Source organism: Halorubrum sodomense (assembly GCF_900111935.1).
Taxonomy (GTDB): domain Archaea; phylum Halobacteriota; class Halobacteria; order Halobacteriales; family Haloferacaceae; genus Halorubrum; species Halorubrum sodomense.
Map to the genome: position 1 here is coordinate 907967 of NZ_FOYN01000001.1, position 23020 is coordinate 930986.

Sequence of the window (23020 nt, forward strand, 5' to 3'; positions counted from 1 at the left end):
AATAGCGAAACGAACCGAGTTATTAATGGTAAAATATAATGGAAAAACATTTACTATGTGTTGTTAACACGTTACAATCGCAACAACATGAGAGCAGTTGTGTACCAAGGCCCCTACGATGTGGCCGTCGAGGAGGTAGACGAACCGGAGATAGAACACCCGAACGACGTCGTCGTCGACATCACCACGTCCTGTATCTGCGGCTCCGACCTCCACATGTACGAGGGACGGACCGCGGCCGAGGAGGGGATCATCTTCGGCCACGAGAACATGGGGATCGTCAGCGAGGTCGGCGAGGCGGTATCGACGTTAGAGGAGGGAGACCGCGTCGTCATGCCGTTCAACGTCTCCTGCGGCTTCTGCCAGAACTGCGAGGAGGGGTACACGGGCTTCTGTACCAACGTCAACCCCGGCTTCGCGGGCGGCGCGTACGGCTACGTCGCCATGGGGCCGTACCCCGGCGGACAGGCCGAGAAGCTGCGCGTCCCGTACGCCGACCACAACGCCCTGAAGCTGCCCGAGGGCCGCGAGCACGAGGACGCGTTCTCGCTGCTCGCGGACATCTTCCCGACCGGCTGGCACGGCACCGAGCTGGCGAACCTCGAGTCCGGCGAGTCCGTCGCCATCTTCGGCGCGGGACCGGTCGGGCTGATGGCCGCCTACAGCGCGAAGATCAAGGGCGCGGCCGAAATTTACGTCGTCGACCAGGTGCCGAGCCGACTTGAGCTCGCGGAGGAGCACTGCGACGCCCACGCCATTGACTTCTCCGAGGGCGACCCGGTCGACCAGATCATCGAGGAGCACGGCGGGATGGTCGACAAGGGCGTCGACGCGGTCGGTTACCAGGCGACCGATCCGGACGACGTCGACACCGAGACGGAGGACTACTCCTACCAGCCGGCCAAGGAGAACCCGGCGGTCGTGATCAACAACCTGATCCGGGTGGTCCGGCCGACCGGCGAGCTCGGCATCCCCGGCCTGTACGTCCCCGAGGACCCGGGCGCACCCGACGACATGGCCGCACAGGGCCGCCTCGGCATCGACTTCGGGAAGTTCTTCGAGAAGGGGCTCAAGTGCGGCACCGGCCAGTGTAACGTCAAGGAGTACAACCGGTACCTGCGCGACATGATCATCGAGGGGCGCGCGGACCCGAGCTGGGTCGTCTCCCACCGGGTCGACCTCGAGGAGGCCCCCGAGATGTACGAGGCGTTCGACGCCCGCGAGGAGGGCGTCACGAAGGTCCTGTTAGAGCCTTGAGACCGCCGCGTCGCGCCGCCGCTTCGAACTCCGCGCTTTTTTCGCCCGCGCTCACGCCCTGAGCCACGCCTTCGGGTGGTCGCTCCGGAGGTGCGTCTGGTACTCCCGGACGAGCGCCGGGTACGTGTCGGCCACGCAGTGCCAGTCGCAGAGGTCGCACTCACGCTCCACGCCGTCGTCGTCGCCCCGAACGTACCCGCCGCGTCTGTAAGTCGGCATCTGTTGCTCCGTCGACCCGGGTCGGCCCGCGTCTGACCGGTGTAAACGCCCGCCACGCTTGAGGGTGTCGGCGAAGCAGGGGAGTCGCCCTCCCGTCCGGGCCGCCGAAACGGGTATGTCATTCCGGCGCGTGGTCACGCCCATGTGTAAGTACTGCAACTGGGCCTTCCACGACGGGTGGGGGGAGCTGCTGAAGTACGACGAGACGTACCAGTCGGCGGTCGGCGCGGAGACGGAGTCGACCCACGGCTTCCACGACGAGTGGGACGACCTCCGGAGCGAGCTGGGGATCTAGATCGGGAACACCGCGTCCGGGTCCGCCGTCGTCTCGGCGTCGCCCGCGACGAGTCCGGCCAGCTCCTCGCGGATCCCCGACTCGTCGAGGTCCTCGCCGATGAACACCAGCCGCGTCCGGCGGTCGTCGTCGGACCCCCACTCGCCGATCGGTCCGGCCTGGACCGACGGGCCGGCCTGGCTCACGCCGATCACCTCGTCGGTGCCCGCCACCCGGACCACGCCCTTCGCGCGGACGATCGACCCGTCCCAGTCGTCGAGCCACGCCGCGAGCGCCTCCGGGTCGAGCGGCTCGCTCGACCGGTAGACGAACGAGCCGACGCCGTGCGCGGCGGCCGCGCCCTCCGGATGCGCGTGGTCGTGGCCCTCTCCGCCGTCGTGGTCGTGACCGCTCGCCTCCTCGTCGGCGATGGCGCGCTTCCACCCCGCCGACCCCTTCGCCGACTCGAAGTCGAACCGGCCGGTGTCGAGCACCTCGCCGGGGTCGACCGCGGAGTAGGTGGTCCGGATCCGCTTCGCCCTCGGGCCCAGCCGCTCCGCGACCGCCTCGATCCGGTCGAGCACGTCGTCGGGCACCATGTCGGTCTTGTTCACCAGGAGGACGTCGCAGAACTCGATCCCCTCGACGAGCACGTCCGCGAGCGGGCGGTCCGTCTCCGGCTCCGCCCCGCCGGGGAGGCTCTCGCCCGCGTCGAACTCCTTCCAGAAGCCGTAGGCGTCGAGGACGGTCACCATCGTGTCCAGCCGGAACCGCTCGCGGGGGTCGACGTCGCTGTCCTCGGTCCCCTCGGTGAACGCCCGGGCGATCGGCACCGGCTCCGAGATGCCCGACGACTCGACGAGGAGGTAGTCGAACTCGCGCGACTCCGCGAGCGCCGCGGCCTCGCTCAGCAGGTCGTCCTGGAGCCGACAGCAGATACAGCCGTTCGAGAGGTCCACGACGCCCTCCTCGTCGTTCTCGCGGGCGATCTTCTCGGCGTCGACGTTCACCTCGCCCATGTCGTTCAGGATGACGGCGATCCGTCTGTCGCCCGGGTTCGAGAGCAGGTGGTTCACGAGCGTCGTCTTCCCGGCGCCGAGGTAGCCGCTGAGGACGGTGACCGGGATCCGGTCGTCTGACATGTGTGGTGTCAATGCCCACACCGATATGAAACGATCGATCGGGATGATTGGCACGAACGTTCATCCGTCTCACCGACGTACCACGAGGCGATGGACCTGAGCGAATCGACCGTCCGGGACCGCGCCCGGACGTACGCGGAGCGGGAGCCGTTATACGACGTGGAGCGACAGCACGTCGAGACGGTCCCGGAGACGTTCGCCGGCGACGAGTACGGCCGCCGGGACGCCCAGTGGATCGTCCGGTGGTACTTCCGGCGCTACCTCGGCGAGTACCCCGACCGCGAGCGGCGCGAGCGGGAGGAGGCGTTCCGCGACAACGACTTCGGCGACGTGATCGACGCCATCGACGCCGCCGTCGACGCGCTCGGTGTCGGGGAGAACGAGGGGGCCGACGCGGCGGAGAGGGGCGACGCGGCGGAGGCAGACGCCGCCCTCGACGCGCTCACCGCGCTCGACGGGGTCGACGTCGCGGTCGCGTCGGGGTTCTGCCAGTTCCTCGCCCCCGAGCGGTTCGTCGCGGTCGACCGCCGGACGTGGGCGGTGCTCGCCGCGGCGGGCGAGCTCGACGCCTCCTACCCGGAGCCGCCGTCGGCCGCCGACTACCGGCGGTTCGACGACGCCTGCCGGGCCGTGATGGAACGCACGGGCGTCGACGCGTGGACGCTGTACCGGGCGCTGTGGGTGTCGTACGAGCAGTTGCCTGACGCGGACGCGTGAAGAGATCCGTTCGCCGGCCGCACGGAACTACTCACTCCACGACCTCGACGACCGGGTCGTCGGAGACGAGCCGCGTGAGGACGACGCGCGGCACGTTCGCGCGGTAGAGAATTTCGCGGGCGACCGCCCGGGCCGCGGTCGCGTCCGCCTCGTCGTCGACCTTGTTCACGACCGGGATCGCGGTCGCGTCGCCGGGGACGTCCTTCAGCCCGCCGGCGGGACTCGCGAGGACCGTCGCCACGTCGGCGGGGGTGAGCTCGTCGCCGATCTCCCGGCCGGTGATCGCGGCGACCGCCTCCGGCCGGTGGACGCGCTCCTCGGTGAGCGGCTCCCCGACGACGTGCGCGCTCGCGATCGGCACGATGACGTCCGCGTTCCGCGGGATCTGCGGCTCGCGCTCGCTCGGCGCCTTGAACTCCCGGAGGCGCGCCCCGTCCGCCTTCACGAGCGTCGCGCCCGGCTCGGCGTCGGCGATATCGGCGACTACGTCCACGTCGTACCCGAGGTACCGGTCCGACCGGTCGCGCTCGGGGACGAGCCCGAGCGGCCAGTCGCCGGCGTCGGCGTCCTCGATCGCTCCTATCGGGTCCTCGGTCACGCGCACCGTCGCGACCCGGTCGTCGAAGATCGGTATCCGGACGCTCGCCGTCACCACCGACCGGTCGAGTCGGTCCGCGAGCGCGAACAGCGTCGACTTCTTGCCGCCCGCGCCGACGACGCAGAGGGTCGCGTCGCGGGCGTCGAGCGCGGTCGTCAAGTCCATGCCGCCGCGTTCGGGCGCCGCGTCCCTCACTCTGGCGGTCGGTGACGCGCTCCGCGGGCCTAACTGCGCTCGGAGCCGACGCGGGGGCCGACCCCCCCGGCGAACAGATTGATACGTCCTCGCCGCGCAGGGCCTCCAAATGAGTCGCCGCCGCACCCACGTCCTCCGCGTCGACCTCTCGGCGGGCGAGACGGCCCGCGAGCGCGTCCCGCGGGACCGGCGGCGCGACTACGTCGGCGGGAAGGGGATCGGGGCGCGCTACCTCTACGAGGAGCTGCCGCCGGGGACGGAGCCGACGGGTCCGGAGAATCTCCTCTGCTTCCTCGTCGGCCCGCTCGCGGGCTACCTCCCGGGCGAGACGCGCTACGCCGCGGTGACCAAGTCGCCGCTCACCGGCGGCTTCCTCGACTCGTACGCGGGCGGCGAGTTCGCCGACCGCCTCGCGGGGTCGCTGGACGACTGCCTCGGGCTGCTCGTGACGGGCGCGGCCGACCGACCGGTCCGGATCGAGGTCGAGGACGGCCGCGCCCGGATCGAGGCGAGCGACGCCTGGGGCGACGACGCCGCCGAGACGGCCGAACGGTTCCCGGCCGCCGGCGTCGCCTGCGTCGGCCCGGCGGGCGAGCGCGAGGCGGCCTACGCGACGGTCGCGAGCGACGGCGGCGCCCACCACGCGGGCCGCGGCGGCGCCGGCGCCGTGATGGGGTCGAAGCGGCTGAAGGCGGTCGTCGCCCGCGACCCCCCGCCGAGCGTCCCGGACGACCTCGCCGCGCTCCGCGACCGCGACGCGGCGGCCTACGGCCGCGACCCGACCGGCGAGTGGCAGGCGGCCGGCGAAACGGTCGAGACGGTCGATTACGCCAACGAGGTCGGGATCCTCGCTGCGGAGGGGTGGACGGGGACCGGCTTCGACGGCGCCGACGACATCGGCGTCGAGGCCGCGCTGGAGCGCGCGACGGGGCGCGAAGAAGTTACCGACGCCGGCCAAGGCGAGGACCCCGCCGTCCCCGGCGGCTTCCGGATCGACACCCCGGACGGCGAGGTGGTCCCGCGCGGCGCGGCCCCGATCACGCTCGGCGCGGGCCTCGGCGTCGACGACTTCGACCGCGTCGTCGAGCTCTGCGGGGTCTGCGACCGGCTCGGCCTCGACGTGATCGGCGCGGGCAACGCGGTCGCGTGGGCGGTCCGCGCCGGGGAAGCCGGTGTCGTCGACTGCCCGGTCTCGTTCGGCGACGCCGACGGGGCAGAGCGCCTGTTAGCGGCGATCGCGGCCCGCGAGGCGCCGCCCGACCTCGACGTCCACCCGGATCTGCCGGACGCGCTCGCCGACGGGATCGACGCCGCGGTCGAGCGGTTCGGCGGCGAGGCGCTCGTGCCCACGGTGAAGTCGATGGCGCTGCCCGGCTTCGACCCCCGCGCGGCGGTCGGGGTCGCGCTCGCGTACGCGACGAGCGACCGCGGCGCGTGTCACAGACGCGCGCGGCCGCAGGACAGCGAGCCGCTCGCCCGGCCCGACCGGTCTCCGACCGACCGGGTGCGGGACGTGGTCGGCGAGCAGAACGCGCGCTCCGTGCTGTGGAGCCTCGTCGTCGACGACTTCGTCGGCGAGGCGGTCTGGGACGACCTCGGCGCGGAGTGGCTCGCGGCGGTCGACCACCCCGCGGTGACGGACCGCGACGGCGACGCGCCGGAGCGCGGCGACCGCGCCGAGGACCGCTCGGACCCGGTCGCCGCGCTCGCGACGACCGGCGAACGGATCTGGACGCTCACCCGGCTGTTCAACGCCCGCGAGGGGTTCGACCGCGACGACGACGCGCTCCCGGAGCCGCTCCGCACGGCCGCGGCGGACGGGACGCCGGGGGTCGACGTCGACGCGTTCGACCGCCTGCTGGACCGCTACTACGCGGCCCGGGAGTGGGGCGACCGCGGCCTCCCGACGCCGGCGGCGCTCGACCGCCTGGGCCTCGCGGAGGTCGTCGACGACGCGACCCCGCTGGACGAGCGCCCGATCGACCTCGCCGAGGCAACGGATTCGGACGACTGACGCGAGTTACAATCGACTTCCGGCGCTCGCGCCCGCCTCAGCGGCGCAGTCCGCCCTCGGCCTTGATCCGCATGATGTGCCGGACGTTGAGGTAGATCTCCTCGGGCGAGGTCTCCTCGTCGGCGTCGTAGAGGTCCGAGACGCGGTAGAGGATCGCCGAGAGCTGCTTGCTCTCGGAGCTGTCGCCCCGCACGTCCTCGGCGACCTCTCGGAGGAACTCCCGGACCTCGTCGTCCGCGGGGAACTCGGCGTCCGACGCCTCCTCGGGGACCACCGGGTCGACGCCCGCGGCCGCGAGGGGGTCCTCGCGGTCGTCGCCGGCGCCGTCGTCGTCGGGCCCGGTTCCGGTAGCGGCGTCGGACTCCGCCCCGTCGGCGCCGCCGTCCGCGTCGGTCATCGCCCCTCGCTCACCCCGCGGCGGCGGACGACGCCGGCGTTGTTCGCGACGTTCTCGACGAGCACCCTGAACGCGTCCGCGGTCTCGCCGTCCTCCAAGACGACGGGCTCGCCGTCGTCGCCGCCGGTGCGCACGTCGGGGTCGAGCGGGATCCCGCCGAGGAACGGGAGGTCGTGTTCCTGCGCGAGCGCCTTCCCGCCACCGGAGCCGAATATCTCGTGGAACCCGCCGCAGTCGGGACACCGGAAGCCGGCCATGTTCTCCGCGATCCCGAGGACGTTCGTGTCGTGTTTCCCGAACATGCGGAGCCCCTTCACCGCGTCGTCGAGCGCGACGTCCTGCGGCGTCGTGACGATGACGGCCCCCGTCAGCGGCAGCGTCTGAAGGATCGTGAGCTGGGTGTCGCCGGTGCCCGGCGGGAGGTCCATCACGAGGTAGTCGAGCTCGCCCCACTCCACGTCCTCGACCAGCTGGGTGATGATCTTGTGGACCATCGGGCCGCGCCAGATGACGGGGTCGTCCTCGCCGGTGAGGAAGTCCATGCTCATCAGCTTCACCCCGAACCGCTCCGGGGGAACGATCGTCTCGCCGTCGGTCTCGGGGCGCTCCTCGGCCGACACCATCCGCGGGACGTTCGGCCCGTACACGTCGGCGTCGAACAGGCCGACGCGCGCGCCGAGCGCGGAGAGCCCGGCGGCGAGGTTCACCGCGACCGTCGACTTCCCCACGCCGCCCTTCCCGGAGGCGACCGCGATGACGTTCTGGACGCCGGGGAGGACCTGCTCGTCCGCCGAGAGGTCGTCCGGGATCGACGCCGACAGCTCCACGTCGAGGCCGGTGTCCGCGAGCGCCTCGCGCACGTCGTCCGCGACGGCCGACTCGGTCGGGGAGAAGGGGGCGCCGAGCGCGAGCGACACGCGGACCGTTCCGGCGGTGCCGTCTCCGGTCCCCTCCCCGCCCTCCTCGACCTCGACGTCGTTCACCAGCCCGAGCGAGACGATGTCGCCGCCGAGGTCGGGGTCGCGCACGTCCGCGAGCCGCTCCCGCACGTCCGATTCGTTCATGCCCGGGGGGAGGGCCGTGGGTCGAATAAGGGTTCTGTCACCCGGTCAGTCGATCCGGGTTCCGGCGCCCTCACCGCGCAGGAACGGGGCCAGTCCCGCCGCGCCGAACACGTACGCCGGCGCGTCGAGGTCGAGCAGCTCGCGCACCTTCGCGGCCATCCCGCCGGAGACGTCCGTCGCGTCGCTCGCGCCGAGCGCGTCCGCGACCGCGCCGAAGTCGTCGATCTCGTCGATCACGTCGCCGTCGCCGTCGAGGACGCCGGGGACCGTCGAGCAGACGCCGACGCGGCGCGCGGCGAGCCCCGCGGCGAGCTCCGCGACCAGCTCGTCGCCCGAGACCACCGTGACGCCGTCGCCAGCGGTCGCCACGCCGTCGCCGTGGAGGACGGGGACGAACCCCTCGTCGAGCAGCGTCGCCGTCGACCCGAGCGGGAGGTCGAGCCGGCCGTCCGCCCCCTCGGTTCGCGCCGCGAGCGACAGCGGGTGAACCGGGACCGCCGGTACGCCGCGTTCGCGGAGCCGCTCTAGCACGTGCGCGTTCAGCCGCTTCATAGCGCCGTGGACCGCGGCCACCGCGTCGGCGTCGCGCGTCCCGTCGGTCGTCGACACCCCGCGTTCGCTGGCGTGGTGATGGCCGAAGCTCCCACCACCGTGGACGACGACGAGCCGGTCGACGTCGCCCGCCGCGAGCGCGTCCGCGACCGCGTCGCAGGCCGCGTCGAGCGCGGCGTCGTCGAGCGTCTCGGGACGGTCCTTCTCCGTGATCAGGCTCCCGCCGAGCTTGAGGACGACCGGGGGCGCGTCGGTCCCGGCGCCGTCGGCGGCTTCGTCGCCGCCCGCGCCCCGTGCGTCGCCGCCGTCTGCGGTCGGGTCGGCGCCCGTCACGCCTCCACCACCCGGACGCCCTCCGTCGCCAGCTCGGCGCGGAACGCCTCCTCGCAGCCCTGCGTGAACGAGAGGGCGGTCTCCGTCGCGTCGCTCGCGTCGAGCGCGACGATACAGCCCCCGCCCCCCGCACCGGTGAGCTTCGCGCCGTGGGCGCCCGCGTCCCGCGCGGCCCACACCATCGCGTCGAGCGACCGGGCGGAGACGCCGAGCGCGGCGAGCAGCCCGTGGTTGAAGTCCATCAGCTCGCCCAGCCCGGCGAGCAGCTCGGACGACGGCGGCTTCTCCGGGTCCGCGTCGGCGAGGAGGGCCTCGCCCTCCCGAACCAGGTCGCCGATCGATTCGACCGTGTCCGCGGCGAACCCGTGTTCCTCGCGCAGCGCGCGAACGCCCGCGACGAGTTCGCCGGTGTCGCCCGCGCCGCCGTCGAAGCCGACGACGAACGGGAGGTTCGGGGCGTCGATCGGCTCGCAGTCGTCGCCCTCGACGCGGACCGCGCCGCCCATCGTCGAGCAGAACGTGTCCGCGCGCGAGGCCTGCCCGTCCTGAACTTCGAACTCGGCACGATACGCCCGCTCCGCTAGTTCCCGGCGGTCGAGCCGCGCGCCGAGCGCGCGGGTCGCCGCGTCGATGCCGGCCACCACCACGGCCGCCGACGACCCCAGTCCCGCACCGAGCGGAATGTCGCTCTCGACGGTGATGTCGAAGCCGGCGTCGGGGGCGTCGGCGGCGTCGCGCGCCTGCTCGACCGCGGCGTCGACGTACCCCATCGCGGCCTCGACGAGCGGCGTCGGCACGTCCACGTCCGGGCGGTCGCCGGTGCCGCCGGCGTACTCCACGGTGAACCCGTCCAAGGTGAGGTCCTCGGCCTCGACGCGCACGTGGTCGTCCTCGCGCGGCTCGACGCGCACGGTCGCGCGTCGCTCGACGGCCGCCGGCACGGCCGGCTCGCCGTAGACGACGGCGTGTTCGCCGAAGAGGTACACCTTCCCCGGCGCCTCGCAAACGGTCATACGAACTCCCTCTCCCCCCGCGCTTACAGGCGTTGCGCTTGCGGGCGCGGGGCGGACTACCGCTCCGCCCCGGCGTCGCGCGGCGACTCGCCGCGGCGGGCGGCCCGGCGGAGCCCGATCTCCGCGACGTCGTCGCCCCGGTCCGCGCTCCGGCGCAGCGCGCGCGAGACGCGCCGCAGCTCCGGCGCGCTCGCGCCCGCCTCGTCCAACCGCCGGTCGAACGCGTCGATCCGTTCGCGCACCTCGCGCAGGTCGCCGAGCGCCCCCCGGGCGACCCCGGCGTCCTCGTCGCCCAGCACGACGCCGACGCCGTCGGCCACGGCGCCCCGAACGGCCCGCCCGATATCGCGGCACGACTCCAGCCGCCGCTCGGCCGGCGGCCCGTCGAGCGCCGCCGCGGCCGCGCCGACCTCCACGGCGGCGTCGCGGAGGCGGCACAGCTCCCGCATCGCGGTCCACGACTCGAACAGCTCCGAGCGGGTCGTCCCGAGCGCGTCGACCTCTCCGAGGTCCGCCATCCCCCGCGACACGGAGCGCTCGATCATCGCCGCGAGGCGGTCGACCTGCTCGTCGCGAGAGCCGACCGGCGACGCGCCGGGCGGGGCCGCCAGGGCCTCGACCGCGTCGCGGTGTATCGCGCGCACGGTGAACGCGAGCTGGCGGAGCGACTGGCTCACCGACACCTCCTCCGAGTTGAGCATAATCTGTACCGTCGTCGCCGCCTCCGACTCCGCGGCCACCGACATCCCGATCCGACCGCGGGCGACCCGCTCGACGGCGCGGCGCCGCTGCGCGGTGAGCGGCTCGTCGGACTCCAGCGTCACCTCCCGGACGCCGGCCGCGTACGCCGCCCGCAGTCCGCGCTCGATCACCGCCGGATCGGCCGACTCGATCCGGGCGGCAGTCGGGACGTCCCCGCCCGACCGGTCGCACGTCTGGACCGCCAACACCCCGTCGACGTAGTCGTGGAGCGTCACGGTGTCGCCGGCGGTGACGCCCTGCGACTCGGCCCACTCTTTCGGCAGCGAGACGGTGTACGTTCCGTTTCCGACGGTCTGGACCTTGCGGGTTTCCATGTTCAGTAGAGTAGCTCCGGGTCGTTCTCGACCATGTACAGCGTCCGCGCCGCGATGTTCACCGCGTGGTCCCCGATCCGCTCTAAGTCTCGGACCGTCAACAGCACCCGCGACACGTCGTCCAACAGCCGCTCGGCGGCCCAGCCGTCGTCGTCGGTCCCGGCGATCAGCTCGCGGGTGACGCTCTCGCTCGCGCGCTGGCAGAGCGCGTCCACCTCGTCGTCGCCGGCGGCCACCGCCCGACACGCCGCGGCGTCGCCGGTCTCGTACGCCGCGAGGCTCCGTTCGAGGAGCCCGCGCGACGCCGCGCCGATCGCGTCGATCGCCACCTCGGGGGCCACCGTCTCCCGCGCCGCCAGCGAGTAGTTCGCGAGGTTCACCGCGAGGTCGCCGATCCGCTCGAGGTCGGTGATGATCTTGAACGAGGCGGTGACGAACCGGAGGTCGCCGGCGACCGGCTGCTGGAGGGCGAAGAGGTCGACGCAGCGGTCCTCCAGGGCGAGGTACGTCTCGTTGACCTCGTCGTCGCCGTCGGCGACCGCCCGCGCCAGCGACTCGTCGCGGCGTTCGACGGCCGCGAGGCTGTCCCCGAGACGCTCCGTCACCAGGTCGCCCATCGAGAGCACGTCAGACCGGAGCTCGTCGAGCGAGTCCTGGTAGTGTTCCCGGGGCATACGGTTATCCGAACTTGCCGGTGATGTAGTCCTCCACGCGCTCGCTGTGCGGGTCCTCGAACACCTGGTCGGTGTCGCCGTACTCGACGAGCTCGCCGCCGGTGAGGAACACCGCGGTCTGGTCAGAGATGCGCGCGGCCTGTTGCATGTTGTGCGTGACGATGACGACCGTGTACTCCTCGGCGAGGTCCTCGATCAGGTCCTCGATCTTCGCGGTCGCGATCGGGTCGAGCGCCGACGCGGGCTCGTCCATCAGGATGATCTCCGGATCGACGGAGAGGCACCGGGCGATACAGAGGCGCTGTTGTTGGCCGCCCGAGAGGCCCAGCGCGTTGTCGTCGAGCCGGTCGCTCACCTCGTCCCACAGCGCCGCGTCGCGGAGGCAGCGCTCGACGAGCCGGTCGCGCTCCTCGGCGTCGCTCCGGTTCAGTAACCGGGCGAGGAGCCCGGTGTCGAGGTCGCCGTGCTTCTTCGGCCCGTAGGCGATGTTCTCGCGGATCGACTTCGGGAACGGGTTCGGCGACTGGAACACCATCCCGACCCGCTTCCGCAACTCGACGAGATTGACCCCGTCCTGATAGATCTCCTGGCCGTCAAAGCGGACCGACCCATCGATTGTCGCGGACTTGATCCGATCGTTCATCCGGTTGAGGCAGCGTAGATACGTCGACTTTCCGCAGCCGGAGGGACCGATCAGGGCGGTGACGCTTCTCTCGGGGATCTCCATCGAGACGCCCTTCAGCGCGTGGTCGTCGCCGTAGTAGACGTCGAGGTCGTCGACCGTCATCTTCGCCTCTCCTCGGAACTCGTAGTCCGTCCACTCGTCACGGGTACGCTCGTCCGTCTCGCCGGTGGTCGTCGTGAGGGGCTGGTCGGTGTCCGTCGTCGCGGTACTCGTCTGGGTCTGTGGGTTTTGGTTCTCGCTCATCGGTGATCAGGTGTGTTTGAGCCGGCGGCGGAAGTAGTAGCGCGTCGCGATGCCGATCGCGTAGAAGGATAGCACGACCATCAGGAGGATGAGCGCCGTTGCCCACCGGAAAGCGTCGGGGTCACCGACGTTACTCCCGAGGCCGACGCCGGCCGTAATCAGCGCGAACAGCTGGTACGGGAGCGCCGATGTGGCTTCGAGTAACGCCGGGTTGGCGACGAACGGCGGCGTCGCGGTGAACTGGAAGCCGCCGATGACGTCGACCGTCTGCGAGCCCGGCAGGAACGTCCCGCCGGCCATCGTCAGCAGGATCGGCGCCGTCTCGCCCGCGATGCGGCCGACGCCCAGAATGACGCCGGTGACGACGCCCGGGAGGGCCGCGGGCAGCACGACGCTTCGGATCGTCTGCCACTTCGACACGCCGAGGGCGGCGCTCGCGTCGCGGTACTCGTCGGGGACCGAGAGCATCGCCTCGCGGGAGGTGATGACGACGAGCGGCAGCAGCATGAACCCGAGCGTGATCATCCCCGAGAGCAGCGACTTCCCGTTGCCGAACCGCGGGATCAGGAACGCGAACCCGAACAGTCCGAACACGATACTCGGCGTGCTCCACAGCCCGTTCGTCGCGACCTCCACGACCTGCGTGAACCGGCCGCGCTCGGCGTACTCGGTGAGGAAGACGGCCGCGCCGACGCCGAGCGGGACCGCCAGCAGGACGGCCCCGATCACGAGCCAGAACGTGCCGACAATGGCGGGCAACACGCCTTGGAAATCGTTCAGCAGGGCCACGCCGTTCATCACGAACGGAACGGAGACCGGGAGCGCGACCGAAACGCCGAGGATCGTCGTCTCCGGACCGGTGCCGAGGCCGACGTCGACGCCGGTCAGCAGGCCGGGAACGCCCTGAACGACCACGTAGGCGACGAGGATACAGAGGAAGGCGACGATGGAGAGCGCGTTCAGGTAGACGAGCACGTACGCGCCCATGTGCCGCCCGCGGGCCCCGAAGCCGCCGTACGCCTTCGCGGACGCCCACCCGCCGTAGAGGGCCGCGAACAGCGTCGCCGCGGGGATGAGGAACTCGGCGGTGATCGCGGCCTGCTGTTCCCAGTCGAGCTCCCACGCCCACGCCGGGTCGATGACGCCGGTGAGGAAGACGAGCCCCGTCAGCACGAGGAGGGCGCCGAGGGGGAGCGTCGACCCGACGTCCTCGCGCGGGAGGACGGTGAGCGCGAACGCGACGGCGCCCACGGCGACCCCGGCGACGACGCCGACCCCGGTGCCGAGGCCGAGCGTCTGGCTCGCGACGCTCCCGCCGATCAGGACCCACGGGACCGCGGCGCCGAAGCCGGCCACGAGGCCGGCGCTCGGGTCGGGGTCGGTCTCAACGTAGCCGAGCCGCGAGCCGGCGCCGAAGGCGATCACCGCGACGCCGAGCGCGGTCAGGAGGCCGCCGAGCAGCGTGACGGTCCCGACGCCGAACAGCGAGCCGGTGAGGCTGACGCGCTCGAACAGCGCCGTGACGGCGAGCGCGAACAGCACCGCCGAGAGCCCGACGGCCACGCCGGCGACGGCGTCCGTCTCCGTGGTCTCCGACTCGACCAGCTTCGCGTCCGTTTCGCTCGCCCCGGCCATCAGACCTCACCCCCGAGCCGCTTGTGCATCCGCCACTCGATGTACTGCGCCCCGATCGAGATGACGAGGACGGTGACGAACAGGATGACGCCCGCGACGAACAGCGCGTCCATCTGGAGCCCGTCGGCCTCGCCGTAGTTCCGCGCGATGATCGAGGTCAGGGTCTCCTGGCCGTAGAAGACGTTGACCAGCGGATCCGTCAGTCGCGGCACGCCGCGGAGCATCACGGTCGCGGCCATCGTCTCGCCGATGGCCCGGCCGACGCCGAGCAGGACCGCCGCGGAGACCCCCGAGAACGCCGCCGGCAGGGTGATCGAGGTCATCGTCTGCCAGTCGGTCGTCCCCATCGCCAGCGACCCGCTCTTCATCGACTCGGGGACGCTGCTCAGCGCGTCCTCCGCGACCGAGACGACGGTCGGGAGCGCCATCAGGCCGACGACGATCCCGACGAACAGGTACGACCCCTGCCCGGTCGTCTGGAACTGGTCCGAGGCCCACGGGCCGAGCACGGTGAAGCCGATGAACCCGTAGACGATCGACGGGATGCCCGCGAGGATCTCGACGCCGGGTTTGACGACCTCGCGGACGGTGGCCGGAGCGATCTCCGAGAGGAACAGCGCCGCGGAGACGCCGAGCGGCGCGGCGACGGCCGACGCGATGAGCGTCACCATCACCGTGCCGTGGATCATCGGGACCATCGAGTAGCGGATCGGCGGCGAGACCGCGTCCCAGTTCGGCTGGATGAACATCCGGAGCCCGGGGACGGAGACACCGAACACCGTCGCGCTCTCGTACCGGATCACCGGGATCGACTCCCGGAAGATGAACACGATGATCAGTCCGAGGATGAGGATCGTCGAGGCCGTCATCATCAGCGCGATGGTGTACGCCGTCTCCTCCTGGTACCGGACCCACCCGATCGCCGACGAGCCGAGGAAGGCGACGAAGGGGAGGACGGTCCAGTTCGAGACGGCGAGGAACCCGACGAGCGCGCCGAGGAGCGACACCGCCATCACCGAGATGATCGCCAGCGCGGCCGTCTCGGTCTCGTCGGCGAACCGTTTGGTCCGCCGGACCTGTTCGCCGATCGCACCGCGGATCCGTCCGTCTCGGGAGTCTGTTACCTGTGCCATGGGGTTGGTATGAGTGGCATGTGTGTTCCGTATGTCGTAGAAACGTCGTTCGCGTCGAGGGCGGGTTCCGAACGCCGCGGGGGAGCAGGCGTCCGAGGGGAAGTGCCCCCTCGGGGAGCGCGGCGGATCCCGACGGCGCGCGACCGAACTCCCTCCGCGCTAGGGCATCAGGAGGTCTTCCGTGGCGACGGACGAGACCTTCTCTTTCATCGCCTCGAGGTCGCTGGTCGGGAGCGGGATGTAGTTGCTCCCCTCGACGAAGACGGTCTGCCCGTACTCGTTGAGGAACATGTTGATGAACGCCGCCTCGCGCCGGTCGTACCCGCCGCCGTCGGGGTTGCTCTCCTCGATGAGGGTGTACATGTGGAGGTCACGGTTGAGCGGGTACTCGGAGTCGAAGATCGTGTTCTCCGCGTCTCGGCTGGTCTCGTACAGCGTGCCGTCGAAGTTGATGGCGATGGGCGTGACCTCCGGACCGGTGAACGCCAGCGCCATGTACGCGATGGCGCCCTCGTTCTGGGCGACCGCCTGCGCGACCTGCTGGTTCTGCCCGAAGCGCGTGTCGACGCCGGACATCGAGGCGTCGGCGCTGCCGAGCATGTTCAGGCGGAACGAGGTGTCGGTGCCGGACCCCTCGGCGCGGCCGATGGCGTAGATCTCCTGGTCGTAGTCGATCCCGTCGATCTGGTTCCAGTTGGTGATCTCGTCCTGGTAGATGCCGCGAATCTCCTCGCCGGTCAGCTGGCTAACGCCGGCGTCGACGACGTCGGAGCTGACGACGACCGGCTGGCCGTCGCGGCCGACGACGTTGTCGACCACCGTGTTCTGCGCCTTCTCCTCGCTCCAGTCCAGTTCGGCCGTGATCGGCCCGGAGGAGTTGCCGATGTCGACGAGCCCCTCGGTGACGGCCTCGCAGCCGGTCCCGGAGTGGCTCAGGCCGACCGTCGTCGGGAACGGCGGGGAGGAGCGCTGGTCGGTCGGCTCGAAGCCGAACTTCGAGGCGAAGTAGTCGGCGAGGAGCATGTCGTCCGCGCCGTCGGACGCGAGCTGCTCCCAGCCGGGCACCGAGCCCTCGTCGTTCGCACCCCAGTACTCGCCGTCGCTCGGCGGGGCGTTGGAGTTCCAGTACGAGCTCCCCGTGTTCGAGATCGGGTACACCGTCGAGGAGCCCTCGGCGTTGAGCAGCGCCGTGTTCGAACCCGAACCGCCACCGCTGCTGTCGGACATCGTGTTGCCGCCGCCGGAGCCCCCTCCGCTGCCGCCGGAGGCGTCGCCGCCGTCGGTGCTGCCCCCGCAGCCCGCCAATCCGGCGGTCCCGAGCGCCCCGGACGTGATGAGCACTTTCCGCCGCGACACGCCGCCGTCGACCCAGTTCCGGTCTGACATCGAGTAGTCACACGGACCAGCTCATTAAACTGTTTTATATTTCTGATATTTTCGAGTCGGTACTCGTAGCGAGTGCGCGGTACCGATATGTTGCGCTCCGGAGAACGATGTCTTCTATATAGAACGCAATATCGCTAAGTTGAGAACTATCCGTCAACGATCGGCTCTGACGGAAGGTATACACCGCCCTGTACAGAAGGGCGCGGTATGAGCCAACTCGCGCTCGGGGAGCGCCCCCTCGACGAGCTCGTCGACGCCGTCACGGAGCGGACGGACGAGGACCCGGAGTCGGTCCGTCGGTGGCTCGACCCGTTCACCGACGGCGGGACCGTCACCCCCGCGGCGGTCGAGGCGACCGTCACCGACGTGTCACAGATCATCGCGACCGCCGAGACGCGCGCCGACCTCGCGACGCGGGCCCGCGAGAGCGCGAGCGACGCGGTCGCCGACGCCCCCGACCTCGACGTCGTCGACGTCCGCGACAGGGAGTTCGACGAGCGGCTCGCGGACCTCCGCGAGGAAGTCCAGGCGCTCGGCGCGGCGCTCGGCGCGGCGACCGACGACCTCGACTCGCCGGTGCGCGTCTACCGGGCCGCCGTCGAGCTCCACGATATCACGACGGACGCACAGAACGTCGTCCGGACCGCTCACGACCTCGAAACCGAGCTCGAGGCGTTCGAGGCGTGGCTCGACTCCGCCGACCGACGGCACGACGGACTCGCCGCCGACGTCGACGCCGCCGCGGAGTCCGCCGAGTCCGTCGCGGAGACCGTCGCGTCCCTTCGGGAGGCGACCGATCCCGACCGAGCGCGACGGTTCGACGCCGCCGTCCAGACGCGGGTCCTCGACGTCGTCGTCGACGACCTCCGGGCGGAGGCGGCCGACCTCCGCGCGTGGGCCGAGCGCGACGGCGCCGACTTCCCGACGGACGTCGACGCCCGGATCGACGAGGTCGAGACCGAGGTGGCGGCGAGCGCCGAGGCGCTCGCCGACGGCCCGAGCCTCGACGGCGAGTTCGGCGACCGTCTCGACGAGCTCGACGCGGCGCTGTCCGACGTCGAGCCGCCAGTCGCGTGGGGGCTTGTCGACGAAACGGTCGCGGAGGCCCGGGCGTCGGCCTCGGCGGACGAGCCGGCGACGGGCCCGGCGGCGAGCGACGACACGGGGCCATCGGAGAGCGGACGGGCCGTCGACCGGAACGGCGCCCGATAGCCGCCGATGCGGACCGCACTCACCAGCCCCACCGAGGGCTCGCGACCGGTACGCGCGTCTCGCAGGCCTCGGGCCGCCGCCGCGGCCCTCTTGGTCCTCCTCGCGGGGTGCGGAGGGGTCGTCCCCGGCGGATCGCCCGCCGGCGACTCCGCCCCGCAACTCCAGTCACCGGCGGGCCCGTCGAACGCGACGCCGAACGAGAGCCTCGCGGACGCCGAGTTCCCGGCGGGGTTCTCCCGCTCCGGGGTCGACCTGACCGTCGCGCGCGAACGGTCCGTCGCGTTCCTCCGGACGGGGCCGGTGTCGGGCACCGCGCTCGAACGGTTCCGGGCCGGGGCGTACGCCGACTACCGGTACGAGGCGGACTCGAACCGGACCCGGTTCCGACTCGACGTCCACAACGGCTACGTCGACATCACCCGCAACGACGTGTACGTGGACGGCGGCGTTCGGTACGTCCGCAGCGCGCGGAACCGCCGGGCGTCGTTCGACGCCGAGAACGGGTCGGTGGCCGAGACCAGGCACCGGGCCGCCGACTCGATGTGGGCCGTCGCCTCGCGGATCCTGACCGTCGGCGACTTCCGCGCGGTCGACGCCGGCGGCGAGGGCGACGAGCGCCGCATCCGGTACGTCGCGACCGGGGTCGCGGTCCCGAACGCCACCGACGTCCGGGGGTCGCTGACCGTCGACGGCGACGGGGTCGTGCGGGAGGCGCGCCTCCTGTACGTCCGGGCCGGCGAGCGGAAGCGGTTCGAGTACGCGGTCAGCACCGGGGCCGGCGACGTGGCGCCGCCGCCCTGGCTCCCGGCGGCGCGCGCGGACGCGAGCCCCCCGGCGAGCGCGGAATCGCCTGCGGCGGCCGGGGCGACGGCGCCCGCGCTCGCGGCGGGGAGCCCGGCGCGGCGGGCCGACGGAGCGGCCGCCGGAGGGGGTCGGCGATGACTCGCCGTCGGGCGCTCGCCTGCGTCCTGTTGCTCGTCACCGCCGGGTGCGCGGGCCTCGGCGGCACCGCCGCCGACGTGACCGTCGAGAACGCGCAGGCGACCGAGTACCGGCTGACGGCGTACCTGATCGAGGAGCCGGTCGGCGCCGGCAACGTCACCTTCCGGGCGACGAACGAGACCGGCGCGCGGACGACGGTAGAGCGGTTGCGGTTCGAGACCGACGGCCCGTACTACAACGCCTCGCTGAGCGCCGAGTGGAACGCGACCGAGCGGCGCTTGGTCGTCTCGCCGGGCGAGACGCGGACCGCCACGTTCGACGCCTGGGAGCCCGGTACGGCGGTCGTGTACGTGTTCGAAGCGCCGGACGGGCGAGTGGTCCGGACCTCGTTCGCCGACTGTCCCCGCGACTCGCTGAGCCACACGTTCGTGTTCTCCGACGGCCCGGAGAACGGCTACCGGTCGACCTGCTCGTGACCGGACCGCACGACCGGAGGCGATCATTTAACTCGGTATCCGGACAACGGGTGACCGATGCCCTCCGCAACTCGCCGCACGTTCGTCGCCGGACTGTCGACGGCGCTCGTCGTCGCCGCCGCCGGGTGCGCCGGAAGTGGCTCCGACTCGGCTCCCGCCCACTGGGTGAGCGTCTACCTCGGAGAGCGCGAGGAGACTCATGACGTGACCGTCGCGATCACCGACGCGAGCGGCGCGACGCTGTTCGAGGAAGCGTATCGCCTCTCGGACGACAACGAGGCCGAGGAGGACGAGCCCATTCCCGGGTCGTCGGAGCCGGAGTCCGTCGTCGTGACCGTCGACGGCGTCAGATTCGAGCGGGACTGGCCGGGGGTCGAGCGGCCGGGACTTCCCTGCGGGGATCCGAACCGCAGCGGCGTCGAACTGTGGATCGAGTCCGCCTCCGACGGGACGCCCGCGTTGCGGTTGGAGACCGGGTGTCAACGCGTGGCAAACGAGTAGGCTGCGCCGACGATCGGTATATATATCCGTACATATGGCTCTTAGCGGCGTTTAATATCGTGTCCGTCGCACGGGCAGGTAATGGGTCGCTTCCACTCGGACGTCGAACCGCACCACCTCGACATCGACATCGACGAGTACGAGAACGCGTACGTCGTCGGTGACATCCACGAACGACTGATGCGACTCGCGAGCGAGCGGGTGCCGGACGACCGGTCCGGCGGCGACTCGGAGCCGCGGCGCGAGCCGAGCGTCGACCTCGACGGCGTATTCACCTCCGACACCGACGCGAACTGACGCGGCGGTCGTCCCGTACCTTTTCCATCCGGGCGCGTGTTCGGGTCGGCATGACGCGGATCTCGTCGCTCGTCGCCCGCTCGCTCACCGACTTCGTCGAGGGGTTGGCCGTCGCGATACCGCGGCTGCTCTCGGGGGTGGTGTTCCTCGCGCTGGCGTACGTGACGGTGAAGGTCGTCCTCGCGCTCGTTCGGGGGTCGATCGACCGGGTGTACATCGGTGACCGCGAACTCGTCGGCGACCTGATCGCCACGCTCGTGGCCATCTTCCTCTGGTTCGGCGTCGCGCTCACCTTCCTCAAGGTGCTCGGGATGGGCGACATCGCGGCGAGTCTGGGCACCGCCGTCGGCTTCATCGCCCTCGGGGTCTCGTACGCGCTCTCCGAGATGATCGAGGACACGGTGGCGGGCGTCTACCTCCTCCGCGACCCCGACTTCAACGTCGGCTATCGCGTCGAGGCGAAGGGCGTCACCGGCACCGTCGCCGCCATCGAGCTCCGGAAGACGCGGATCGACACGGACGCCGGCGACCGGATCGTGATGGCCAACCGCGAGATCGAGCCGCGCTGGACCCACGACGTGCCGGCGGCCGACGCGACGGGTGACGACGAGCCCTCGTCGGCGGACGGCTCAACCGCGTAACAACGCGCAGACGTGAGGACGGCGTTGGGGGTGATCGATCCCCGCGAGTCGAGATACCGACGGCTCGCGGACGTCGAACGGGCGAACGGGAACCGAAACGCGAAAAACGACCGGCCTACAGTTCGTCCTCGAAGTCTTCGAGGGCGAACACGGTGTCGGCGCCGCGGCGGTCGAGCGTCTCGTTGGCGAGGAGCCAGTAGACGACCGACAGCGCGCGCCGACCCTTGTTGTTCGTCGGGATGACGAGGTCGACGTTCGACAGCTGGTTGTTGGAGTCGCACATCGCGATCACCGGGATGCCGACGGTGATGGCCTCCTTGACGGCCTGCGCGTCGCCGATCGGGTCGGTGACCACGACGACGTCCGGCTCGATGTAGCCGGCGTAGTCGGGGTTCGTCAGCGTGCCCGGGATGAAGCGACCGGTGCGGGCGCGGGCGCCGATGGCGTCCGCGAACTTCTCGGCCGGGAACCGACCGTACTGCCGCGAGGACGTGACGAGGATCTGCTCGGGATTGTAGTTCTCGAGGAAGTCCGCGGCCGTGCGGATTCGCTCGTCGGTGAGGCTCACGTCGAGGACGTACAGCCCGTCGTCGCGGACGCGGTGGATGAACCGCTCCATGTCCTTCGTCTTCTGCTGGGTCCCGATGTGGACCCCCGCCGAGAGGTAGTCCTCGACGGGGATCAGCAGGTCGACGTCGTCGTCGGGCATGACGTCGTCGTCGAACGGGGAGGCGTCGTCGTCCTCCTCCTCGGTCTCCTCCGCGGCCGCGGCGGCGGCCTCGCTCTCGGCGTCGGCGGCTGCTTCGGGTTCGGCGTCGGCGGACGCCCCCTCGGCAGCCGCGTCGGCGGTCGGTTCCTCGGTCGTGTCGGCCTCCTCCTCGACCGCCGCGTCGACCGCCTCGGTCTCCGCGTCGTCGTCGAGTTCGACCGCGTCGTTGTCTTCGCTCATGCGTGGTGTCGGTCCGTCATACCGCGTCGTCCGCGATGCGGACCAGTTCGTTCAGCTTGGCCGTTCGCTCGCCGCCGACCGTGCCGGTCTTGATGTAGCCGGCGTCGGTCGCCACGGCGAGGTGTGCGATGGTCGTGTCCTCGGTCTCGCCCGAGCGGTGCGAGATGACCGTCTCGTACCCGTTGCGAGCGGCGAGCTCGACGGCGTCGAACGCGTCCGACAGCGTCCCGATCTGGTTCGGCTTGATCAGGATGCTGTTGGCCGCGCCCGCGTCGATCCCGTCTTCGAGCCGCTCGACGTTGGTGACGAACAGGTCGTCGCCGCAGATCAGCGTCCGGTCGCCGACCCGGTCGGTCAGCGTCGCGAACGCCTCGTAGTCGTTCTCGTCGAGCGGGTCCTCGACGTACGCGAGGTCGTACTCGTCGACGAGGCCGGCGACGTACTCGATCTGTTCGTCGGCCGACTTCGTCTCGTCGCCGTACACGTACGCCTCTCGGTCGTCGTCGTACAGCTCGGCGGCCGCCATGTCGAGGCCGAAGCGGATCTCGAATCCGACGTCGTCCTCGACGCGATCGACCGCCTCGTCGACGACCTCGAACGCCTCGGCGTCCGAGATGGGGGGCGCCCACGCCCCCTCGTCGCCCTTCGCCGCGGGCACGCCGCGCTCGTCGAGCACGTCCGCGACCGCCGCGTGGACCGCGGCGTTCGCGAAGACGGCCTCCGAGACGCTCGGCGCGCCCACGGGCGCCGCGAGGAACTCCTGAATGTGGGTCGCCTCCTTGGCGTGTTCCCCGCCGCCGACGACGTTGCCGAGCGGAACGGGGAAGTTCTCGCCGCGGAACGCGCCGCCCAGGTGCTGGTACAGCGGCGCGCCCAGCACGTCGGCGGCCGCCTTCGCCGCCGCCATCGAGACCGCGACCGCGCTGTTGGCGCCGATGGCCGAGAAGTCGTCCGTCCCGTCGGCGGCCCGCAGGGCGTTGTCGACCGCGCGCTGGTCGCCCGCGTAGACGCCCTCGAGGCGCGGCACCGCGTGCTCGCGGGCCTTCGCGATGGACTCGCTCGCGGGCAGTTCGATCGCCTCGTACTCGCCCGTCGAGGCCCCGCTTGGGGCCGCGCCCCGCCCGAAGCCGCCGGACTCGGTGAGCACGTCCGCCTCGACCGTCGCGTTTCCGCGCGAGTCGAGCACGCGGCGGAGCGAGACGCTCGTGATCCGCGTCATCAGCTCTCCCTCCGGACGGTGAACGGGAGCGCGCCCGCGTCGTACTCCTCGGCGGCGACGAGGATCGGCTCCGTCTGGTCCGTCTCGATCAGCACGGGCGCCCCGTAGGACACCTGTAGCGCTCGCGCACCGAGGATGCGTGCCTTCTCGTATCGATTGTATCGCTGTCCTGACAT

The 23020-nt window shown here is 71.4% G+C and carries 26 protein-coding genes; 10 read left to right on the plus strand and 16 right to left on the minus strand.

The features are described 5' to 3' along the window. Nucleotides 1-87: 87 nt before the first annotated feature. Entirely contained in the window at nt 88-1257 is a 1170-nt protein-coding gene (locus BM286_RS04680) for a glutathione-independent formaldehyde dehydrogenase (protein ID WP_092920408.1), read from the plus strand. Between the two features lie 51 nt (nt 1258-1308). On the opposite strand, the gene BM286_RS15455 is transcribed toward BM286_RS04680, so the two are convergent. Beyond that, nucleotides 1309-1476, minus strand: a complete 168-nt coding sequence (locus tag BM286_RS15455; RefSeq protein WP_167603307.1) for a hypothetical protein — start codon at nt 1474-1476, stop codon at nt 1309-1311. Between the two features lie 142 nt (nt 1477-1618). Between BM286_RS15455 and BM286_RS15460 the strand changes: the two genes are divergently transcribed. Then, entirely contained in the window at nt 1619-1771 is a 153-nt protein-coding gene (locus BM286_RS15460) for a hypothetical protein (RefSeq protein WP_167603309.1), read from the plus strand. Here the strand turns inward: BM286_RS15460 and BM286_RS04690 are convergent. Then, complete coding sequence (locus BM286_RS04690) at nt 1768-2892, minus strand: CobW family GTP-binding protein (RefSeq protein ID WP_092920410.1); 1125 nt, start codon at nt 2890-2892, stop codon at nt 1768-1770. The two genes, BM286_RS15460 and BM286_RS04690, sit on opposite strands and share 4 nt — an antisense overlap. A 90-nt stretch (nt 2893-2982) precedes the next feature. Between BM286_RS04690 and BM286_RS04695 the strand changes: the two genes are divergently transcribed. Beyond that, complete coding sequence (locus BM286_RS04695; protein ID WP_092920411.1) at nt 2983-3609, plus strand: hypothetical protein; 627 nt, start codon at nt 2983-2985, stop codon at nt 3607-3609. A 31-nt stretch (nt 3610-3640) separates the two neighbouring features. Here the strand turns inward: BM286_RS04695 and yqeC are convergent, their stop codons facing one another. Next, nucleotides 3641-4372 (minus strand): selenium cofactor biosynthesis protein YqeC, encoded by a 732-nt coding sequence (yqeC, locus tag BM286_RS04700; protein ID WP_092920499.1) that lies wholly within the window; start codon nt 4370-4372, stop codon nt 3641-3643. A gap of 139 nt (nt 4373-4511) precedes the next feature. Here yqeC and BM286_RS04705 point away from each other — a divergent pair, with 139 nt between their 5' ends. Continuing rightward, nucleotides 4512-6416: an aldehyde ferredoxin oxidoreductase family protein gene (locus BM286_RS04705; protein ID WP_092920412.1), complete on the plus strand. Its 1905-nt coding sequence runs from the start codon at nt 4512-4514 to the stop codon at nt 6414-6416. 37 nt (nt 6417-6453) lie between these two features. On the opposite strand, the gene BM286_RS04710 is transcribed toward BM286_RS04705, so the two are convergent. The 10 genes from BM286_RS04710 to BM286_RS04755 all read right to left on the minus strand — a co-directional run bounded on the left by BM286_RS04710 (nt 6454) and on the right by BM286_RS04755 (nt 16607). Next, nucleotides 6454-6813, minus strand: coding sequence for a hypothetical protein (locus tag BM286_RS04710; protein WP_092920413.1), 360 nt, complete (start codon nt 6811-6813; stop codon nt 6454-6456). Then, nucleotides 6810-7877: an Mrp/NBP35 family ATP-binding protein gene (locus BM286_RS04715; RefSeq protein WP_092920414.1), complete on the minus strand. Its 1068-nt coding sequence runs from the start codon at nt 7875-7877 to the stop codon at nt 6810-6812. Before BM286_RS04715 ends, BM286_RS04710 begins: the two co-directional genes overlap by 4 nt. Nucleotides 7878-7922: 45 nt before the next feature. Continuing rightward, entirely contained in the window at nt 7923-8762 is an 840-nt protein-coding gene (locus BM286_RS04720; RefSeq protein ID WP_092920415.1) for an isopentenyl phosphate kinase, read from the minus strand. Continuing rightward, nucleotides 8759-9775 carry a mevalonate kinase gene (mvk, locus tag BM286_RS04725; protein WP_092920416.1) on the minus strand — a complete coding sequence of 339 codons (1017 nt, stop codon included), beginning with the start codon at nt 9773-9775 and terminating at the stop codon, nt 8759-8761. Before mvk ends, BM286_RS04720 begins: the two co-directional genes overlap by 4 nt. A 56-nt stretch (nt 9776-9831) precedes the next feature. Next, entirely contained in the window at nt 9832-10851 is a 1020-nt protein-coding gene (locus BM286_RS04730; RefSeq protein WP_092920417.1) for an AbrB/MazE/SpoVT family DNA-binding domain-containing protein, read from the minus strand. Between the two features lie 2 nt (nt 10852-10853). Then, nucleotides 10854-11525, minus strand: coding sequence for a phosphate signaling complex protein PhoU (gene phoU, locus BM286_RS04735; protein ID WP_092920418.1), 672 nt, complete (start codon nt 11523-11525; stop codon nt 10854-10856). 4 nt (nt 11526-11529) lie between these two features. Then, a complete protein-coding gene (gene pstB, locus BM286_RS04740; RefSeq protein ID WP_092920419.1) occupies nt 11530-12453 on the minus strand; it encodes a phosphate ABC transporter ATP-binding protein PstB in 924 nt (307 codons plus the stop codon). 6 nt (nt 12454-12459) lie between these two features. Further along, nucleotides 12460-14088, minus strand: coding sequence for a phosphate ABC transporter permease PstA (gene pstA / locus BM286_RS04745; protein WP_092920420.1), 1629 nt, complete (start codon nt 14086-14088; stop codon nt 12460-12462). Continuing rightward, nucleotides 14088-15221 (minus strand): phosphate ABC transporter permease subunit PstC, encoded by a 1134-nt coding sequence (gene pstC / locus BM286_RS04750; protein ID WP_092920421.1) that lies wholly within the window; start codon nt 15219-15221, stop codon nt 14088-14090. The genes pstA and pstC overlap by 1 nt, the downstream gene beginning before the upstream one ends. A gap of 159 nt (nt 15222-15380) precedes the next feature. After that, nucleotides 15381-16607 (minus strand): PstS family phosphate ABC transporter substrate-binding protein, encoded by a 1227-nt coding sequence (locus tag BM286_RS04755; RefSeq protein WP_092920422.1) that lies wholly within the window; start codon nt 16605-16607, stop codon nt 15381-15383. A gap of 207 nt (nt 16608-16814) precedes the next feature. Here BM286_RS04755 and BM286_RS04760 point away from each other — a divergent pair, with 207 nt between their 5' ends. The 6 genes from BM286_RS04760 to BM286_RS04785 all read left to right on the plus strand — a co-directional run bounded on the left by BM286_RS04760 (nt 16815) and on the right by BM286_RS04785 (nt 20676). Continuing rightward, on the plus strand, nt 16815-17819 hold the full coding sequence (locus BM286_RS04760; RefSeq protein WP_174548987.1) for a halo transducer protein: 1005 nt from the start codon (nt 16815-16817) through the stop codon (nt 17817-17819). Between the two features lie 6 nt (nt 17820-17825). After that, nucleotides 17826-18761, plus strand: a complete 936-nt coding sequence (locus tag BM286_RS04765; protein WP_174548988.1) for a hypothetical protein — start codon at nt 17826-17828, stop codon at nt 18759-18761. Next, the gene (locus BM286_RS04770; RefSeq protein ID WP_137694801.1) at nt 18758-19237 is read left to right on the plus strand and encodes a hypothetical protein; all 480 of its coding nucleotides are present in this window, start codon (nt 18758-18760) and stop codon (nt 19235-19237) included. The genes BM286_RS04765 and BM286_RS04770 overlap by 4 nt, the downstream gene beginning before the upstream one ends. Before the next feature lie 57 nt (nt 19238-19294). Beyond that, a complete protein-coding gene (locus BM286_RS04775; RefSeq protein WP_092920424.1) occupies nt 19295-19738 on the plus strand; it encodes a hypothetical protein in 444 nt (147 codons plus the stop codon). An 81-nt stretch (nt 19739-19819) separates the two neighbouring features. Continuing rightward, nucleotides 19820-20035, plus strand: coding sequence for a hypothetical protein (locus tag BM286_RS15820; protein WP_092920425.1), 216 nt, complete (start codon nt 19820-19822; stop codon nt 20033-20035). 50 nt (nt 20036-20085) lie between these two features. Then, entirely contained in the window at nt 20086-20676 is a 591-nt protein-coding gene (locus BM286_RS04785) for a mechanosensitive ion channel domain-containing protein (RefSeq protein ID WP_092920426.1), read from the plus strand. A 115-nt stretch (nt 20677-20791) separates the two neighbouring features. Here the strand turns inward: BM286_RS04785 and rpsB are convergent, their stop codons facing one another. The 3 genes from rpsB to BM286_RS04800 are packed head-to-tail and all read right to left on the minus strand — an operon-like array spanning nt 20792 to nt 23020. Continuing rightward, a complete protein-coding gene (rpsB, locus tag BM286_RS04790; protein WP_092920427.1) occupies nt 20792-21625 on the minus strand; it encodes a 30S ribosomal protein S2 in 834 nt (277 codons plus the stop codon). A gap of 16 nt (nt 21626-21641) precedes the next feature. Beyond that, nucleotides 21642-22844: a phosphopyruvate hydratase gene (gene eno / locus BM286_RS04795; RefSeq protein WP_092920428.1), complete on the minus strand. Its 1203-nt coding sequence runs from the start codon at nt 22842-22844 to the stop codon at nt 21642-21644. After that, nucleotides 22844-23020 carry a DNA-directed RNA polymerase subunit K gene (locus tag BM286_RS04800; protein ID WP_092920429.1) on the minus strand — a complete coding sequence of 59 codons (177 nt, stop codon included), beginning with the start codon at nt 23018-23020 and terminating at the stop codon, nt 22844-22846. Before BM286_RS04800 ends, eno begins: the two co-directional genes overlap by 1 nt.